Annotated in this window: 15 protein-coding genes; 1 reads left to right on the plus strand and 14 read right to left on the minus strand. The window is 65.2% G+C overall.

Going from position 1 to position 17,344, the window contains the following annotated elements; translation table 11 throughout:
• Positions 1-10: 10 nt before the first annotated feature.
• Positions 11-1,567, minus strand: a complete 1,557-nt coding sequence (locus AC0L3A_RS14370) for a formate dehydrogenase beta subunit (protein ID WP_473254615.1) — start codon at positions 1,565-1,567, stop codon at positions 11-13.
• Entirely contained in the window at positions 1,564-2,040 is a 477-nt protein-coding gene (locus tag AC0L3A_RS14375; RefSeq protein WP_473254616.1) for a formate dehydrogenase subunit gamma, read from the minus strand. The genes AC0L3A_RS14370 and AC0L3A_RS14375 overlap by 4 nt, the downstream gene beginning before the upstream one ends.
• A 222-nt stretch (positions 2,041-2,262) precedes the next feature.
• On the opposite strand from AC0L3A_RS14375, the gene AC0L3A_RS14380 reads away from it, so the two are divergent.
• Complete coding sequence (locus AC0L3A_RS14380; protein ID WP_007593359.1) at positions 2,263-3,156, plus strand: LysR family transcriptional regulator; 894 nt, start codon at positions 2,263-2,265, stop codon at positions 3,154-3,156.
• Between the two features lie 3 nt (positions 3,157-3,159).
• Here the strand turns inward: AC0L3A_RS14380 and AC0L3A_RS14385 are convergent, their stop codons facing one another.
• From AC0L3A_RS14385 to oxlT, 12 genes are all read right to left on the minus strand, one after another.
• Positions 3,160-5,490, minus strand: coding sequence for a PAS domain-containing sensor histidine kinase (locus AC0L3A_RS14385; protein ID WP_007593358.1), 2,331 nt, complete (start codon positions 5,488-5,490; stop codon positions 3,160-3,162).
• A gap of 227 nt (positions 5,491-5,717) precedes the next feature.
• Positions 5,718-7,091, minus strand: coding sequence for a cation-efflux pump (locus AC0L3A_RS14390; protein WP_007593356.1), 1,374 nt, complete (start codon positions 7,089-7,091; stop codon positions 5,718-5,720).
• Between the two features lie 211 nt (positions 7,092-7,302).
• Positions 7,303-8,274 (minus strand): quinone oxidoreductase family protein, encoded by a 972-nt coding sequence (locus AC0L3A_RS14395; RefSeq protein WP_473254617.1) that lies wholly within the window; start codon positions 8,272-8,274, stop codon positions 7,303-7,305.
• Positions 8,275-8,299: 25 nt separating this feature from the next.
• Positions 8,300-9,295: an NAD(P)H-dependent flavin oxidoreductase gene (locus AC0L3A_RS14400; protein WP_007593350.1), complete on the minus strand. Its 996-nt coding sequence runs from the start codon at positions 9,293-9,295 to the stop codon at positions 8,300-8,302.
• A gap of 319 nt (positions 9,296-9,614) precedes the next feature.
• Complete coding sequence (locus AC0L3A_RS14405; RefSeq protein WP_473254618.1) at positions 9,615-10,265, minus strand: hypothetical protein; 651 nt, start codon at positions 10,263-10,265, stop codon at positions 9,615-9,617.
• A 69-nt stretch (positions 10,266-10,334) separates the two neighbouring features.
• Entirely contained in the window at positions 10,335-10,535 is a 201-nt protein-coding gene (locus AC0L3A_RS14410) for a hypothetical protein (protein ID WP_007608336.1), read from the minus strand.
• Between the two features lie 172 nt (positions 10,536-10,707).
• Positions 10,708-11,424 (minus strand): hypothetical protein, encoded by a 717-nt coding sequence (locus AC0L3A_RS14415; protein ID WP_473254619.1) that lies wholly within the window; start codon positions 11,422-11,424, stop codon positions 10,708-10,710.
• A 61-nt stretch (positions 11,425-11,485) separates the two neighbouring features.
• The gene (locus AC0L3A_RS14420; RefSeq protein WP_473254620.1) at positions 11,486-12,892 is read right to left on the minus strand and encodes a hypothetical protein; all 1,407 of its coding nucleotides are present in this window, start codon (positions 12,890-12,892) and stop codon (positions 11,486-11,488) included.
• A gap of 280 nt (positions 12,893-13,172) precedes the next feature.
• Positions 13,173-13,961 carry a fumarylacetoacetate hydrolase family protein gene (locus AC0L3A_RS14425; RefSeq protein WP_473254621.1) on the minus strand — a complete coding sequence of 263 codons (789 nt, stop codon included), beginning with the start codon at positions 13,959-13,961 and terminating at the stop codon, positions 13,173-13,175.
• On the minus strand, positions 13,958-14,977 hold the full coding sequence (locus tag AC0L3A_RS14430; RefSeq protein ID WP_354127485.1) for a 2-dehydropantoate 2-reductase: 1,020 nt from the start codon (positions 14,975-14,977) through the stop codon (positions 13,958-13,960). Before AC0L3A_RS14430 ends, AC0L3A_RS14425 begins: the two co-directional genes overlap by 4 nt.
• Before the next feature lie 105 nt (positions 14,978-15,082).
• Positions 15,083-15,508, minus strand: coding sequence for a CBS domain-containing protein (locus tag AC0L3A_RS14435; protein WP_007593342.1), 426 nt, complete (start codon positions 15,506-15,508; stop codon positions 15,083-15,085).
• 176 nt (positions 15,509-15,684) lie between these two features.
• A complete protein-coding gene (oxlT, locus tag AC0L3A_RS14440) occupies positions 15,685-17,007 on the minus strand; it encodes an oxalate/formate MFS antiporter (RefSeq protein WP_007593337.1) in 1,323 nt (440 codons plus the stop codon).
• Positions 17,008-17,344: the final 337 nt, after the last annotated feature.

A 17,344-nucleotide genomic window follows, 5' to 3' on the forward strand; every position in this document is an offset into this window, starting at 1 on the left:
TGTCGTTCTCCTATTCCGCGGCCTGAAGAGTAGTCGGGGTCGGGATGAAATCCTCCCGGAAGTGCTTCAAAGCGCTGAGCACGGGGTAGGGCGTGAAGCCGCCGAGGGCGCAGAGTGAGCCGAATTTCATGGTGTTGCAGAGGTCTTCGACGAGTGCGAGGTTTTCGCTCACGCGCTCGCCGTTGATGATCTTCTCGATCGTCTCGACGCCGCGGGTCGAGCCGATCCGGCACGGCGTGCACTTGCCGCAGGATTCGATGGCGCAGAATTCCATGGCGAAACGCGCCTGCTTGCGCATGTCGACGCTATCGTCGAACACGACGATTCCGCCATGGCCGATCAGGCCATCGCGCGCGGCGAAGGCCTCGTAGTCGAACGGGGTGTCGAACAGCGCGCGCGGGAAGTAGGCGCCCAAGGGACCGCCGACCTGCACCGCGCGGATTGGGCGGCCCGTGAACGTGCCGCCGCCGATGTCGTCGACGAGTTCGCCGAGCGTCACGCCGAACGCTGTCTCGAACAGCCCGCCGTGGCGGATGTTGCCGGCGAGCTGGATCGGCATCGTACCGCGCGAGCGACCCATGCCGAAATCGGCATAGGCCTTGGCGCCCTCGGCCAGGATGAAGGGAATGGCGGCGAACGACAGCACGTTATTGATGACGGTCGGCTTGCCGAACAGGCCGCGATGTGCGGGCAGTGGCGGCTTCGCGCGCACGAGGCCACGGCGGCCTTCGAGGCTTTCCAGCAGCGAGGTCTCTTCGCCGCAAACGTAAGCGCCGGCGCCGACGCGGACCTCGAGATCGAAGCTGTATGCGGAGCCGCCGATGTTCGCGCCGAGATAGCCGTCGCGCTTCGCAGCCTGGATGGCTGCGTTCATCGCCTCGATCGCGTGCGGATATTCGCTGCGGATGTAGATGTAACCCTTGGTCGCGCCGACGGTGATGCCGGCGGTCGTCATGCCCTCGATGACGAGGAAGGGATCGCCTTCCATGATCATGCGGTCAGCGAAGGTGCCGCTGTCGCCTTCGTCGGCGTTGCAGACGATGAACTTGCGATCCGCTTTCGCCTGCGCGACCGTCTTCCATTTGATGCCGGTCGGGAAGCCTGCGCCGCCACGGCCGCGCAGGCCCGATGCAGTGACCTCAGTGAGGATCGCATCCGAGCCGAGCGAGAGCGCGCGCTCCAGGCCCTTGTAGCCGCCATGGGCACGGTAGTCGTCGAGCGAGCGCGGATCGATCACGCCGCAGCGCGCGAAGGTCAGGCGGGTCTGGCGCTTGAGCCAGGGGATCTGGTCGGTGGCCCCGAGCCGCACCAGATGCGGCGTGTTGCTCGCGAGCGCGTCGAGCAGGGAGGGCACATCGGTCTCGGTCACAGGGCCGAACGCGATCCGGCCCTGCGGCGTCGCGACCTCGACCAGCGGCTCGAGCCAGTACAGGCCGCGCGAGCCGGTCCTGACGATCTCGACCGCGACGCCACGCTTGGCTGCAGCCTGCTCCAGCGCCAGCGCGACCTCGTCGGCGCCGACCGCAAGCGCACCGGCATCGCGAGAGACATATAGACGGATGCTCATCGCTGCGCCTCTGCAACGAGAGCATCGATACGCTTCTCGTCGAGCCGGCCAATCAGCCGACCGTCAAGCATCGCGGACGGCGCGGTTGCACACAGTCCGAGGCAGTAGATCGGCTCCAGCGTGACGCGATCATCGGCCGTGGTGTGGCCGAGCGACACGCCGAGCTTTGCCTCCGCACGCGCAGCCAGCGCGTCGCCGCCCGCCGCCTGACAGGCCTCCGCGCGGCAGAGTTTCAGCACATGGCGGCCGGCCGGCTTGTGGCGAAAATCATGGTAGAACGTGAACACGCCATGCACTTCGGCGCGCGACAGATTGAGCGCGTGCGCCACCATAGGAATGGCTGCCGCCGGCACGTAGCCGAACGCATCCTGGAGTGCGTGTAGAATCACCAGCGTCGCGCCTTCCTGCTTGCTGTGTTCGGCGATGATCTCGGCGCCGCGCGTTTCGTCCCAAGGCTCGTAAACCGCTGTCATTCTTCGTTCTCGACCGGAGCGTCTGCTGATCGCAAACTATTTGGAATCGTTCGAAGATCAATAAAGCTGTCTCATGCTGCGATTGCGGATTCCGATCGATTTGCGATGGCAATCACTCGATTTGAAATTGCGATTGGAGCCGTCCGCCGGGCGGTTTTTGCGTGTTGGAAGGGGGAGGGCATGCTAGCTTGCATGCCGCCACACGATCGGAGGGGATGACGGTTGCTCGACAAGCTTGAACTGCTGCTGGCGCTGGCGAAGGAACGGCATTTCGGCCGGGCCGCCGAAATGTGCGGCGTGACGCAACCGACGATGTCGACCGGGCTGAAGCAGCTCGAGGAGATCCTCGGCGTGATGCTGGTCCAGCGCGGCTCCCGCTTCCAGGGTTTTACGCCGGAAGGCGAGCGGGCGCTGGATTGGGCGCGGCGCATCGTCGGCGATGCCCGCGCGATGCGTGACGAGATCAACGGGCTGAAGCATCAGCTCTCGGGCGAGATCCGTATTGCCGCAATCCCGACCGTGCTCGGTATGGTCGCTGCGCTGACGACGCCGTTCCGCGCCAGGCATCCCGAGGTGCGCTTCAGTATCCGCTCCACGACCTCGTCCGAGGTGCTGGGGTTGCTCGAGAATCTCGAGGTGGATGCGGGGCTGACCTATATCGAGAACGAGCCGATCGGCAAGGTGCGCACCATTCCGCTCTATAACGAGAGCTATCGCCTGCTCACCGCGCCGGATGGAATGTTCGGCGATCGCGAGACAGTGACGTGGAAGGAGGTCGGGCAGGTGCCGCTGTGCCTGCTGACACCCGACATGCAGAACCGCCGCATCATCGACCGCGCGTTGCGCTCCGTCGGCGCGGAGGCGACGCCGACCTTGACCTCGAATTCGCTGCTCGTGCTGTTTACCCATGTGAAGACGGGGCGCTGGGCCAGTGTGATGCCGGCCAAGCTGGCCGAGACGCTCGGCCTGTCCGACACCGTGCGCTCGATCCCGATCACCGATCCCGATGTCAATTACAGCATCGGCATGGTGATCCCGCAGCGTGATCCGATGACGCCGCTGATCGCTGCGCTGGTCAATGTCGCGCGGGAAGTCGCGCCGTCGCTGCAATCGTAGCCATCAGGCCGCAGCCGATATTCCTGACGCCGACTTCATCGCGTCGCGGGGCAGGGTGACGCGCACGACGGTGCCGACCTCCAGCTTTGAGCGCAGCCGCATCGAGCCGCCATGAAGCTGCGCCAGCGAGCGGGCGATCGCCAGCCCCAGTCCCGAGCCGTGATAGGTCTTGGTGAGCTGGCTCTCGACCTGCTCGAAGGGGCGGCCGAGCCGCGCCAGCGAATGCGGCGCGATGCCGATACCGGTGTCGGCGATCATCAGCACGATCCTGTCGTCGAGCTGCCGGCTGCGCACCACGATACGTCCGCCGTCGGGCGTGAACTTCACGGCGTTGGAGAGCAAATTGACGATGATCTGCTTGGTGGCGCGGCGGTCGGCGACGACGGAGATGGATTTCGCGATGTCGGCGTCGAGCGTCAGGTGCTTGTCCTGTGCCCGGCCGGTGACGACCCGCAGGGATTCCGCCAGCGTCTGCGCCAGGTCGAGCTCTTCCATGTCGAGCTTCATGCGGCCGGCCTCGATCTTGGACATGTCGAGGATGTCGTTGATGACTTCGAGCAGGTAATGCCCGCTGGTTAGGATGTCGTGGCAGTATTCCTGGTACTTCTCCGAGCCGAGCTCGCCGAACATGCCCGAGCCCATGATCTCGGAGAAGCCGATGATCGCGTTCAGCGGCGTGCGCAGCTCGTGGCTCATATTGGCGAGGAATTTCGACTTGGTCTGGTTGGCTTCCTCGGCGCGGGTCTTCTCGCGCTGATATTTCTCGGCGAGATCGGCGAGTTCGCCCGCCTGGCGCTCCAGGGCTGCCTGCGAGCGCTTGAGGTCGATGACGGTGGCGCGCAGGCGTAGATCGTTGTCGACCAGCTTCTGCTCGTGCTCCTTGATGCGGGTGATGTCGGTGCCGACCGAGACGTAGCCGCCGTCCTTGGTGCGGCGCTCGCTGATGTGCAGCCAGCTGCCGTCGTCGAGCTGCGCCTCGAAGGTACGCGCGCCCGGGCCCTGGCTCGCAGTCTCGTTGTGCCGGGTGCGGACTTCGGGCATGCGGCCGACCTCGAGCACCGTCTCGTAGGAGGTGCCGGGGATGACGGCGGAGTCGGGCAGCTTGTGCAGGCGCTGGAAGTGCGAATTGCAGAGCACCAGGCGGTCGCTCGCATCCCACAGCACGAAGGCTTCGGGAATGGTCTCGATCGCGTCGCGCAGGCGCAAATCGGCTTCCACAGTCCGCTCGGCGAGGCTCTTCTGCTCGGTGATGTCGACGGCAATCCCGATCAGGTGAACGCTGGAGTCGGTCGCGCCGCTGGTCTTTTCGCAGCGGACGCGCAGCCAGATCCAGTGGCCGTCGACATGCTGCATGCGGAAGGTCTGGTCGATGTGGTCGATCTTCTCGGAGATGAGCTGGTCGGCGATCTCGAACAGATCGATGTCGTCGGACTTCACCAGCGCGTTGACCTCGCCGAAGGTGAGGAGCTCGTTGCGGCCGTCGAGGCCGAGCATCGAAAACATTGACTGCGACCAGAAGATGCGGCCGCGCGACAGGTCCCAGTCCCACAGCCCGCAGCGGCCGCGGTTGAGCGCGGTGTCGATGCGGCCGCGCACGGCGTCGTTGATCAGGTCGCCCTCGCGGGCACGGGTGGACTGCCAGTGGAAGGCGAAGCCGAGGATCAGGACCACGAAGCCGGTGGTGGCCGACAGCGTCACCGACAGCGCGGCGTCCGAGCCCCAGATCGGCTCGTTGCGCTCCTGGATCACGGTGACGAAGCCGGGCAGCGACTTGATCTGCCGCGAGGTCGCCATTGCAGCGTTGCCGTTCGGCAGCGTCATGTCGGAGATGCTGCCGTCGCGCGGGGGCGCCGCCAGCAGTTGCGCCGTCGTGATTGCGTCGAGCAGGCGGTCGTTGCCCGAGGGATCGCTGTCGACCGGGATGCGGGCGAGGATGCGGCGGTCGAGTCCGGCCGAGGTGACGATGACGTGGCGGCCCGAGGCGGTGCCCCAGGATGGAATGAGATCGGGCAGCAGCGCCGGCAGGCTCTCGATGTTCTTCAGCCGCTCCTGTCGCGCGGAGGTCAGGCGGTCGACGCGCTCGGCGAGCAGGTCGGCGAGCGCCGCGATATCATGGCGGATCACCAGCCGCTTCTGGCGTGTCTGGTCGACCACCTGCACGAATGCGCCGAGGCAGATCGTGATCAGGAACGCGATGATGAGCGTCGGCACGGCACGGCGCAGCGCAGGCTCCGCGATCAGGAGCCGATGATAGGCAGGTTTCGCGATCGATTGCGCCAATCCTTTGATCGAATCGGATTGGACGCACGCGTTCGCGGCGTCTGCACGCGACATGCCTAAAGCCCCCTGGAAACCTGCTTGCAACTTGAGTTCGGAAGCAGCCCCACATCGCTTCCGAATCATGGTCGATTTGAATCCAGATTTCGCGGGCTGTCGAGAGTCAACGAATCGTTAACGCGAATTTATTCTTATCCAACGCGCAGTTTGTGCGTCGCGCGTCCGCAAACTTACGTGCGCGGCGAGTCCGAAACGAGAACGTGTGACTCCTCGCACATTCTCTGTCACGCGCGCGGCGGTTCTGCGTGACTGATGACGCGCTTCACGCTCGGGAACGCGCGCCGCAACGCGCGCTCGATCGCATCGACATGCTCGTGCACCCTGATCACGCTCATCGACGGCTCGGCACGGCAGTGGAAGTTGACGATCTCGCCGGCGTCGGTGTTGCGGACGCGGACATTGTGGATGTCGTGGATCTCGCCGCCGGCGGCATATTCCGTCAGGGCGGCCGCAATGACCCGCACCCGTTCCGGTGCGGCGTCGACCCCGAACGGCAGTTCCGGTTCGAGCGGCTCGATGTGGACGTCGACCTCGACGTCCGCGCCGAACTCTTCCTGGATGTTGCGTTCCAGGGTGTTGGCTATGTCATGGGCGGCATCGAGCTGCATCCCGGCGTCGACCTCGAGGTCGATGCTGACGATCAGCTTGGCGCCGAGGTCGTGCACCGTGACGTGGTGGATGGCGAGGCCCGAATTGTGGGAGATGACCATGATGCGGTCGCGCACGGTCTCGTTGTCGCGCGCCACGGGGACTGCGGTGAAGGTGAGGTCGGTATCGCCGAACGCCTTCTCGACGGCTGCTTGCGCGCTGCGCTTGATGTCCTCGACCCGGTCGATGGGGTAAGTCCGCGGCACCTTTGCGATCGTGTCGATAAATGTGGTGGCCCCGACCATGCGCACGCGGAGCCGCTCGACGTCGATCACACCCGGTACGCTGCGGATCGCGGCCGTGGCCGTCTCATGCGCGCCTTCGGGGGCACGGTCGACCAGCGTCTGCACGGTCGAGCCGGCCATGCGCAGGCCGAGCAGGGCGATCATCACGGCCACCGCGGCGGCGGCAGCCGCGTCGCCCCACCAGAAGCCGAGGCCAGCGAGGATCAGGCCCACGATCACGGCGAACGAGCCCATCACGTCGGAGGCGAAATGCAGCGCATCGGCGGCGAGCGCCTGGCTCCTGGTCTCCCGCGCGGCGCGGTGCAGGGCACGGGCGCGCCACAGATTGACGACGATGTCGATCACCAGCACCACGAACGGCACGGCCGAAATGGTCGGCGGCGCGGTTCCCTCGCGCAGCCGGCTGTAGGACTCCACCAGGATGCCGCCGGCGAGCACATAGAGAAGGGCGGTGACGCCCAGCGCCGAGACGCTTTCGAGCTTGCCGTGGCCGTAATGATGCTCCTCATCCGCCGGCTTGTCGGATACCCGCACCACCGCCCAGGTGATGATGGTCGCGACCAGGTCGATCGACGAATGCAGCGCCTCCGAGATCAGCGCCAGCGAGCCGATCGCGATCCCGACCGCGAACTTGGCCGCCGCCATGCCGCCACTGGCGAAGATCGAGATCGCTGCGACCGAGGTCTTGTTATGTTGGGAGCTCATGGCGGGGGATTTAGCAGCCTGTGACTGAACATCAAGCGACGATCCACAGGCGTAGACGCTAGTGAGTTGCAGGAGCGATGACCCCCCTGGTTTTGTAGGGTGGGCAAAGGCGCGGAGCGCCGTGCCCACCATCTTTCGGGGACGCTGACACATTGTGGGCACGCTTCGCTTTGCCCACCCTACGAGACCGAGGTCTTTGGCCCCTCGAATGTTAAGGCAGCGTCACGACGATCTTGCCGAGATGCTTGTTGGCCTCCATGTGCTCGAACGCCTTGTCGATGTCGTCGAAAGCGAACACCTTGTCGATCGGCAGCTGCAGTTTTCGTGACTCGACCGCGCCCCAGATGTCCTTCTTGACCTCGTCGAAGATCTCACGGATCTCCGCGATGGTGCGGGTGCGGAAGGTGACGCCGACATAGTCGATGCGGCGCGCCGCGTGCAGGTCGAAGTTGAAATCGGCATGGGTGCCGCCGAGCCGGCCGACATTGACAATGCGGCCTTTTACCTTCGTCGCGGCGAGGTTCTGGCTCGCGACCTTGCCCGAGACCTGGTCCACGATGAGGTCGACACCTTCGCCGTTCGTCGCCTTCAGCACCTCGTCGACCCATGTGGGGTCGGAGGAATCGACCGCGAGGTCGGCGCCATACTCCTTCAGTCGGCCGCGGCGAGCCGCATCGGTCGAGGAGCCGATCACCAGCCTGGCGCCCTTGAGTTTCGCAATCTGCATCGCCATCAGGCCGACGCCGGAGCTTGCGCCCTGGATCAGCACCGCTTGCCCGGGCTGCACGCCGCCGATGGTGACGACGGCGTTGTGCATGGTCGCGAGCGCGACGGGCAGGGTGGCGGCTTCCTCGAAGTTCATGTTCGAGGGCGCGCGGAACAGCCGGCCGTGGTCAGCCAGCGTGTATTCGGCAAACGCCGCGCCGCCCGAGCCCATGATGCGGTCGCCGACCTTGACGCCTTTGGCATCCGGTCCAAGCGCGGCGACCTCGCCGGCCCATTCCATGCCGAGCACGGTCCCAGCACCGCCGGCCGCGCCATGGGCGTGGCCCTTGCGCATGCCGGTGTCGGCGCGATTGAGGCCACAGGCGCGGACGCGGACCAGCACCTGCGTGCCTTCAGGCTTTGGTTGAGCGACGTCGGAAATCGTAGCGCCACCAGGGCCGTAGACATAAGCCTTCATGTGTTGCTCTCGCTTCTTGCAGTGATTATTCCGCAGCCTGCGCTGTCGGATGAACGATCATGCCTTCGAGCCGGCTGCGGATGATCGCCTCCGCTTCGCGCACGATGCGGGAGATCAGTTCGGCGCAGGTCGGGATGTCCTGGATCAGGCCCTGGACCTGGCCCGCCGACCAGATGCCTTCGTCCGAGTTGCCGGTCGCGTAGACCATCTTGCCGCGGGCGCCGGCGACGAGCTCGCGGATGTCCTCGAACTTGGCGCCTTCCTTCTCCATCGCGACGACCTTGGTCGAGATCTCGTTCCTGGCGACGCGGGAAGTGTTGCGCATGGTGCGGAAGATCAGCTCGGTCTCGCGCTCGTCATTGGCGACGATCTTCTCCTTGATGAGCTGATGAATGGGGCTCTCTTTCGTCGCCATGAAGCGGGTGCCCATGTTGATGCCTTCGGCGCCGAGCGCCAGTGCGGCGACGAGGCCGCGGGCGTCGGCAAAGCCGCCGGAGGCGATCATCGGGATCTTGATCTTGTTGGCGGCGGCCGGGATCAGGATCAGGCCGGGGGTGTCGTCCTCGCCGGGATGGCCCGCGCATTCGAACCCGTCGATCGAGATGGCGTCGACGCCCATGCGCTCGGCCGAGAGCCCGTGACGGACGCTGGTGCATTTGTGCACGACCTTGACGCCGTGCTTCCTGAACTCGTCGACATGCTCCTGCGGCTTGTTGCCGGCGGTCTCGACCACCTTGATGCCGCTCTCGATGATGGCGGCGCGATATTCGGCATAAGGCGGCGGCTTGATCGCGGGCAGGATGGTGAGGTTGACGCCAAACGGCTTGTCGGTGAGATCGCGACAGCGGGCGATCTCCTTCCGGAGGTCCTCCGGCGTCGGCTGGGTCAGCGCCGTGATGAAGCCGAGCGCTCCGGCATTGGCGACGGCGGCGACCAGCTCGGCACGCCCGACCCATTGCATGCCGCCCTGGACGATCGGGTGCTCGACACCGACGAGCTTGGTGAACCGTGTCTGCAGCATGATGCGTTTCCCCCGCCTGCATGGCAGGCTCAGTTATCGGTTGATGGCGGCAGGATGCCGCCAGGGTCGGGAAATGTCTATTGCGCCGGCGTGCGATGGGGGCGGGGCGAGCATGCGGGAGGCGAGGGGATTCCGCGGGGCGGATAATTGGGACGAGCCGCGGCGTGACGGCGCAGGCTTTTCCCTCAAACGCCGTTGTCATGCCCCGGCTTGACCGGGGCATCCAGTACGCCGCGGCGTCCCGGCTCTAGCCTCGCTGTCTCTGGAATACTGGATTGCCCGCTTTCGCGGGCAATGACACTGAGTGTGGAGCGAAGAACTACTCCGTCGACAGCCGCACCATCTGGCGGTCGCCGTTCATTTCCTTGAGGCTGTTGACGAAGTTTTCGGGGCGCTGCCAGCGGTAGGGGACCTTCAATCCCATATACTCGGCGATGTCGCCGATGAAGCCGGTGCAATTGGTGGTCTCCGCGTTCCAGACCGGCGAGCTCGCCTGCAATTTCTTGATATAGGCAAACACGCGCTTCGCGTCGGCTTCGTTCAGATAGACGCGGTAGTTCGCGGTCAAATAGTCCGGGTCGAGATCGCCGTAGCTCGCGCCGGTCTCCGCCGGCACCCAGGTGAGGTGACCGAGCACATAGGCCCAGGTGTCGCCGGCGGGCGTGAGCCCTGCCACCTCGACGGCGCGCTCGCTGGTCTTGCCGTACCAGACGAACGCGTGGCCCCAGCTCGCGGCCGTGCGGGCGCGGAAATCGACGTAGTACGGACCTTTCTCCGCGCGCGCGACTGCGCGCCGCGTCGTTTGCGGCGCCGGCCGTGATGCGGTCTCGGTCGTGGCAAGCGCGTTTGCCTCAGCAACGCGCTTGTTCGCTTCGTGGGCGGAGGCCGAGGGTGTCGTGCACGCGAGCATGGCCGCGAGCGCGAATCCCGCAAGGATGCAGGGTCCCGATCGATCAGGTTTGTTCGTCACGCTATGCCCCTCGACTGTCGGCCACTCACGCAGAGTCAACGCTTGCTTCTGCGCGTATTTCTCTGCGCGTCAGTAGCGCGCCGCGACGGGGCCGGGCGCCTTGCCGATCGGGGCCTTTCCAACCGGGCTCTTGCCAATCGGCATCTTGCCGATCGGCGCCTGCTCGGAATAGACGGGAACGGGCTGGCGGCGCGGCAGATCCGCAGCATTCGCAACCGTCACCAGAGCAAGCGTAGCACCCACGACAAATACAATCTTCTTCACAGTCATACCCCTAGAAGGTTTGGTCCAAACACGGCACCGCCGTGCCCCCAGACACGCCTCACAGAAGGGCGGCCGAATGCGACCACAGTGCGGCATCCGCGCGACATGTTGGCGGCATCTGCCGAGCGCGCCGAAATGTGATGTGTCTGAATGTTTCGCCCTCGCGCCGCTCGTTCGCTCAGTGATCGGCGCTGAGGCGGAAATGCATCTCGATCTTCGCCGGTGAGGGGTCGCCCGCCACGCGCCAGGGTGAAAAGCCAGGGGTGGGATCAGGATCGGAGGGGAGATCGATCGGCCAGCTCTGCGTCGGCGAACCCGGAAGCGTCAGGCTAACGGCGCGATGACGCGTTTTGTACGACAACGACGTGGAGGCAATGATCGCTTTGCGCTCGCCTTCATGCGCGCGCCAGTTCGGAGGCAAATCGGCATTGGCATACCCGGTCGCTTCCTCGACCTCGATGTGCACATCCTCCGCCTTGTCCGGCAGCGTCATGCCAGCGGGAAGGCGAAACTCGATGTGGAGCGTCATGTAGCCGTGACTGAGATAGGGCGAGCGGATGAGGCCGTACCAGCCCCAATAGCCAAGGATTGCCGCGATGAGTAGAACAGTGAGAGCAAAGGGTGCGGAGAGCCGCGTGGTGCGGTGAGGCGTGGTGTCGGAGGTTTCCGCGGGCGGCTGTGGCGTTGCATTCCGGACCAGGCCGAAGCGCACGAACAGCCAGATGCCGGCGATCAGGCCAACCACACCGCCGATCGGACCGATGTCGAAGAAGGCGCCCATGGCGATGCCGCCATCGCGGTCTGGCCCGGCCAGCGCGATCACCAGTGCGGCAAGGGCGAACCAGCCGGCGAGCGCGCCGAGCAGGGCGGAGAGGAGGCCGAGGATCAAGCGCATGTCCGGATTGGTCGCGCGGATGGGGATCGCGGTTCGAACCATCCCGCGGGATTGATGGCCTTCACCCGATCCGGTTGAGGCTGTTCCGGATCGTCGAGAAGATGCCGCCGATGTCTTTTCGCAAGCCGTCGAGCGCGTTGAAATTGTCGAAGATGCGGGCGATGCGGTCTTCGACCTCGCGCTTGCTCTTGGTCAGCGCGTCGACGCGCGAGGCGAGGGTGACGTCGCCGCTCGCCTCAATCTCGCCGACGGTTTTGGCGAGGAGATCGCGCGTGGTACCGACGTCCGCGATCATGGCTTCGATTCCGAATACGGGCGCCTTCAGCGGGACGAGGTCAGCCTGCGACTTCGACAGCTCCGCCTTGAAGGCGTTCAGCGTCGCCAGCGTTTCCTGTAACGCGCCGAGGCGCTGGCGCGACTGGAGCACAAAATCGTTCAGCGCATTCTGGCGGTCGACAAGCGTCTTGCCGTCGGCGTCGGTCTCGACACCGGCCAGCGAGCGCTCGAGCTGGGCCTGGCGCTGGCCGAGCTCTTCGAAATCGAGCCCGATGCCTTTTAGGATGTGGAAGCTGTCGTCGATGCGGGCCAGGCGCTGCTCGATCTCGATCTTGTTCTTCGACAGCGTCTCGACGCGGGCGCCGAGAGGGGCTTCGCCGCCGGTTTCGAGCTCGTCGACGCTCTTGGCGAGGCGCTCATGACCGAGGCTCAGCTCGCCGATCAAGGCATTGAGGCCGGCGTCCGACGCGCGCAACGGCACCAGCTCGGCGTGGGACTTCGCCAGATCTTCCTTGTACTGGTTCAGGGTCGCAAAGGTGTTCTGGACCGTGCCGACCCGGGACAGCAGCGTCGATACGTCGCGCGCGATGTCCTTCAGCCGGTCGGCTAGGTTGTTCTTGCGGTCGTCGGTCTCAAGGTTGTGCAGCGAGCGTTCGAGCTGGTTCTGGCGGTCGCGGATCTCGGTGAAAACCGGCTCGACCGCGCGGCGCTGCTCGGCGACCTTGCCGACCATGTCGCGCAGTTCCTGCTGGCGCCGGCGGATTTCGGCGAGCTGGTCGTGCATGTCGGTGGATTCGTTGCGGCCCCGCTGCAGCAGGGCCCGCTGCTCGGTCTCGCCCAGCTTGTCGTGCAGGGCGGAGACGGCCTCCCGCGGATCGCTCTCGATCAGGTGCCGGACGGTGGCGTCGAGGTGGTTTTGCAGGGCGTGGGCGACGACGACGTCGTCGCGGGTCTTCTTGAGGCGGTCGCGCAACGTGTCGAGGCGCCGGTCCTGGCGCGAGAGCCGCCAGGCGGAGGCGCCGATCAGGGCCAGCGCCAGGGCCAGGATCGCGCCGGTCGCAAACCGCTGCGGGACGGGCAGACCTCCGAACCAGGCGGGCAGGTGGCCGACATCGTAACCGAGCGCCTGCTGGGCGAAGATCGCGATGGCGGTGAGCAGAACAAACCAGGCAACCAGGAAAACCAGCCACATCGTGACTTCCTCACGCCGGCACACATTATCGCCATAATTGCTATTGGAGAGCGGAACCGAGATCAAGGGCGGCGGGGGCTTGCCGGACAGGTCCGGTCGCACGATCCACGGCTGAATGCGTCAGCCGATCGGTGGAGGGGAAGTGGGTGCCGGGGGGACCCGAGGTTGGAGGGGGCTCTCGTAGCCTGGATGGAGCGAAGCGCAATCCGGGTTCTGCGAGCCTTGAAGCCGCTCCCGGATTTCGCTTCGCTCCATCCGGGCTACCGCACCGCGTTGGTGGCTAAAGCCGAAACTCGTTGGTCAGCTCGCCGATGCCCTCGATCGCGACGGTTACCGTGTTCACCGGCTCTTTCATCACGCCGACGCCGACCGAGGTGCCGACGGCAATGAGGTCCCCGGGGAGCAGGGTCATGTCATGGGAGATCCTGCTGACCAGCTCCTGCGCGGTGAAGATCATGTCCGATATCGGATAGTTCTGCCGCTCCGCGCCGTTGAGGATGGTGCGCACCACCAGCTTTGCCGGATCGAGACCGGTGGCGATGACGGGGCCGAACGGGCCGTAATCGTCGATGCCCTTGGCCCGTGCCCATTGCGGGAAAGTGGGATCGCTGGTCAGGATGTCGTTGGCGGTGATGTCGTTGACGCAGGTGTAGCCGAAGATGAAGCCGTCCGCTTCCGCCGGCGACACCCGCGCGCAGGTCCTGCCGATGACGATGCCGAGCTCGCCTTCATACGTGGCCTTGCCGTCGTAATAAGAGGGACGGCGGATCACCGCGCCGGGTGTCGTGATGCTGGTGGTGGCCTTCAGGAGGTAGAGCGGCTCCGGCGGCTCGGGCTGGTTGAGCTTGACCGCGAGCGCGTGAAAATTGTTCCAGAGCGCGACGATCTTGCTGGGCGCGCAGGGCGCGAGCAGTTCGACCTCCGACAGCGCCAGCGTCTTGCCGGTGGCTGCATGGCGGCCGAACATGTCGCCCTCATGCACGCTGATGCCTGACGAATTCAGCGTGCCGAAACCGGTCGCACCGCTCTTGCGGAAGCGGAGCCATCGTTTGATCTCGCCAGCCATCATGCCACCGCCAATGCGCGCGGATCTGATGGCGTCGAGATGCCGTCGTAGAGACCGGCGATGCGGGCGCGCTGGGTCACCATCGCCAGCACGGAATCGAGCGCGGGGGTGGCGACGCCGGTGAGGCGGCCCATCTCCTGCACGACTGTGACTAGTGGGTCGATCTCCATCGGGCGGCCCCGCTCGAGATCCTGGAGCATCGAGGTCTTGTGCGCGCCGACCTTGCGGGCGCCTTCGATGCGGCGCTCGACGTCGACGCGGAATTTGACACCGAACGTCTCGGCGATGCCTTGCGTCTCCATCATGATCGCGCGCGACAGCGCGCGGGTGGCTGGATCGGTGCAGATCACGTCGAGCGTTGCATGGGTGAGTGCGCTGATCGGGTTGAAGCAGACGTTGCCCCACAGCTTGAGCCAGATCTCGTCGCGGATGCGGTCGAGCACCGGCGCTTTCAGCCCGGCTGCGACGAAGAGATCGGCGAGGCGTTGCACGTCCGGGGTGGTCTCGCCGGAGGGCTCGCCGAGCGGAAAGTTGTTGCCGTAGACGTGACGGATCACGCCGGGCGCCTCGATCTCGGTGGCGGGATAGACGATGCAGCCGATGGCGCGCTCGGCGCCGATTTCGCGCCACTGCCGTCCGCCGGGGTCGATGCTCTCCAGCGTCGAATTCTCGTATTGGCCGCCATGCTTGTAGAAGTACCAATAGGGGATGCCGTTGACGGCAGTGACGATGCGGGTGTGGGGGCCGAGCAGCGGCTGCATCGTCTCGATCACGCCGGTGATCGAGTGCGCCTTCAGCGTGATGATGATGTAGTCCTGCACGCCGAGCTCGGCCGGATCGTCGGTGCAGCGCGGATGCACGGTGTGCTTCTCCTCGCCCGCGACCAGGGTCAGGCCGCGTTCGCGCATCGCGGCAAGGTGCGCGCCGCGTGCGACCAGGCTGACGTCGGCGCCCGCGCGCGCGAGCTGAACCCCGAGATAGCCGCCGATTGCGCCGGCGCCGTAGATGCAGATCTTCATGGAATCCTCGCGAAACAGCGGAAGCCGGGATTTCGGGACGAAAGATCCGGTCCGGCTCGGAAGGGTCCGAGCCGGGTCCGGTAGTCGCAGGGGAAGTGAGACGCTTTAAGCTGCTTGCGGCGTGCCGTTGATCGCTTCGTCCATGAAGGACGCGATGTCGCGCATGCTGATGACCGAGACGAGGCTGTAATCGTCGATGACAGGCAGGTGCCGGATGTGATTCCGGTTCATGAGATGCCGGACGTGCTCGATCGTGTCGCTCGACGTGCAGGACACGAGCTGCTGCACCGAGACGAGCTGCGAGACCTTGACGTTGACGGCATTGGCGCCGTGCTCGGCGACGGCGCGCACGACGTCGCGTTCGGTGAACATGCCGACCGCGGTATTGCCCTCGGAGCGGACCACGTCCTTCACCACCAGTGCGCTGATATTGTTGGCGCGCATCAGCTTGGCGGCGATACCAACCGTTTCGTTCATTCGCACCGTGACAACGCGCGGTGTCTTCTTGCGCAGAATGTCTCCGACCAGCATTGCAACCTCCTTGGGTGAATGATGAAGCAAGTGTGGTATACATAATGCCAACCGTCAAGCACTCGATTTGGCTCATCCGAAAAATCTTGCGGCAGCAATGCTGACGTTTGCCGTAAGCCAAAAAGAAAGGGGCGCATCGCTGCGCCCCTGTCTCACCCGTGCAAGATGCGTGTTCGTTATGCCGTCTCGGTCTTGGCGTTCCCCGTCGCGGCGTTGGCGCTCTCGGCTTCCTTGCCGAGGATGAAGGAGCGGCGCATCGGCTTGATCACGAATAGCGCCATCAGCGCCGCCGTCGCGTTCAGTGCCACCGCGACCACGAACACGGCCTTCCAGCCATACGTGGCCGAGATCACGCTCGCGAGCGGAACGAGCAGGGACGCCGTCCCCTTCGCCGTGTAGAGCATCCCGTTATTGGTGGTCGCGAACTTCGAGCCGAAGGTGTCGCCGCACGTGGCAGGGAACAACGAGTAGATCTCGCCGAACACGCCGAAATAGACCGCGGTGGCGAGCACGAAGACGACAGGCACGTGGCCATAGGCCGACAGCGTCAGCAGCATCAGCGCGGCGGTGCCGAAGGCGATGAACATGGTGTGCTCGCGGCCGATCGTGTCGGAGACGAAGCCGAAGAAGGGCCGTCCGAAACCGTCGAAGATGCGGTCGAGCGAGATCGCGAACGTCAATGCCGCCATCTGGAAGCCGGCGAGCGTGACCGGCGTGTCGGCGATCTTGAAGTCGTGCGCGATCGGGGCGATCTGCGCCGCGGTCATCAGGCCGCCGGAGGCGACCATGACGAAAACGAGATACATCACCCAGAAAATAGGGGCGCGCAGCACCTGGGGCGGTGTGAAGTCGATCTTGGTCTGCGGCAGATTGAGCTGCTTCTTCTTCGGCGGGATCGAAATCCGCGGCGGCTGGATGAAGAAGGCGAGCACGAAGACGATGACGCCCTGGCCGATGCCGAAGGTGAGGAACGCGTGCTGATAGCCGCTCGTTGCGATCATGGCGGCGATCGGCACGACGGTGAGTGCAGCGCCCGCGCCGAAACCGGCGGCAGTCGCACCGGCGGCAAGGCCCCGGCGATCGGGAAACCATTTCAGCGCGTTGCCGACGCAGGTGCCGTACACCGCGCCCGCGCCCATGCCGCCGATGATCGCGGCCGCGTAGAGCAAGGTGAGGCTATCGGCATAGGAGTTGAGAATCCACGACAGCGCGATCATGACGCCGCCGAACATGATGACGATGCGCGGGCCGTATTTGTCGACGAACCAGGCCTCGATCGGCACCAGCCAGGTTTCGGTGACGACGAAGATGGTGAAAGCGAGCTGGATCGCGGCGCGTCCCCAATGGTGCGCGTGATCGATCGGATCGACGAACAGCGTCCAGCCATATTGCAGGTTGGCGATCATCGCCATGCACACGATGCCCATGACGAGCTGGAGCCAACGGAAACCTGTGCGAAGAGGCGCGGCTGTGACAGCGCCATCGGTGCTGGAAATCATCAAAAACCTCCCGAGCGCCTGTCTGGTTCGGCACCGGTCACAAGATGACCTGATGTCGCAATATTGTGGCTTATCGTCGCAAGCGCGATCGCGAGCTTGGTATACCATATCCCAGATTGCAAGCCTTATCTTGGCGGGCCGGCGACAAAATGCGAGTTCCGTTTGCAGCACGGCGGGATCGCGCAAGCTTCGCGCAAAACGAAGAGGCCCCCCCCCGCGGCCCCGGGGCGGTCGGCGGCAGCGCCGGATGGTGTGGGGAGCCCGGGGAGTATCGCGCCCCCCCCCAGGGGCCGCGGGGTGAGCACCCCCCCACCCGCCCCCCCGCCCCCGAGGTTTG

Source organism: Bradyrhizobium sp. MI1.3, assembly GCF_055811695.1.

What these genes read in the sequence shown, in the direction of transcription:
- AC0L3A_RS14370 (WP_473254615.1), bottom strand. Translation starts at nt 1,567, where the DNA reads ATGAGCATCCGTCTATATGTCTCTCGCGATGCCGGTGCGCTTGCGGTC.
- AC0L3A_RS14375 (WP_473254616.1), bottom strand. Translation starts at nt 2,040, where the DNA reads ATGACAGCGGTTTACGAGCCTTGGGACGAAACGCGCGGCGCCGAGATC.
- AC0L3A_RS14385 (WP_007593358.1), bottom strand. Translation starts at nt 5,490, where the DNA reads ATGTCGCGTGCAGACGCCGCGAACGCGTGCGTCCAATCCGATTCGATC.
- AC0L3A_RS14390 (WP_007593356.1), bottom strand. Translation starts at nt 7,091, where the DNA reads ATGAGCTCCCAACATAACAAGACCTCGGTCGCAGCGATCTCGATCTTC.
- AC0L3A_RS14395 (WP_473254617.1), bottom strand. Translation starts at nt 8,274, where the DNA reads ATGAAGGCTTATGTCTACGGCCCTGGTGGCGCTACGATTTCCGACGTC.
- AC0L3A_RS14400 (WP_007593350.1), bottom strand. Translation starts at nt 9,295, where the DNA reads ATGCTGCAGACACGGTTCACCAAGCTCGTCGGTGTCGAGCACCCGATC.
- AC0L3A_RS14410 (WP_007608336.1), bottom strand. Translation starts at nt 10,535, where the DNA reads ATGACTGTGAAGAAGATTGTATTTGTCGTGGGTGCTACGCTTGCTCTG.
- AC0L3A_RS14415 (WP_473254619.1), bottom strand. Translation starts at nt 11,424, where the DNA reads ATGCGCTTGATCCTCGGCCTCCTCTCCGCCCTGCTCGGCGCGCTCGCC.
- AC0L3A_RS14420 (WP_473254620.1), bottom strand. Translation starts at nt 12,892, where the DNA reads ATGTGGCTGGTTTTCCTGGTTGCCTGGTTTGTTCTGCTCACCGCCATC.
- AC0L3A_RS14425 (WP_473254621.1), bottom strand. Translation starts at nt 13,961, where the DNA reads ATGATGGCTGGCGAGATCAAACGATGGCTCCGCTTCCGCAAGAGCGGT.
- AC0L3A_RS14430 (WP_354127485.1), bottom strand. Translation starts at nt 14,977, where the DNA reads ATGAAGATCTGCATCTACGGCGCCGGCGCAATCGGCGGCTATCTCGGG.
- AC0L3A_RS14435 (WP_007593342.1), bottom strand. Translation starts at nt 15,508, where the DNA reads ATGCTGGTCGGAGACATTCTGCGCAAGAAGACACCGCGCGTTGTCACG.
- oxlT (WP_007593337.1), bottom strand. Translation starts at nt 17,007, where the DNA reads ATGATTTCCAGCACCGATGGCGCTGTCACAGCCGCGCCTCTTCGCACA.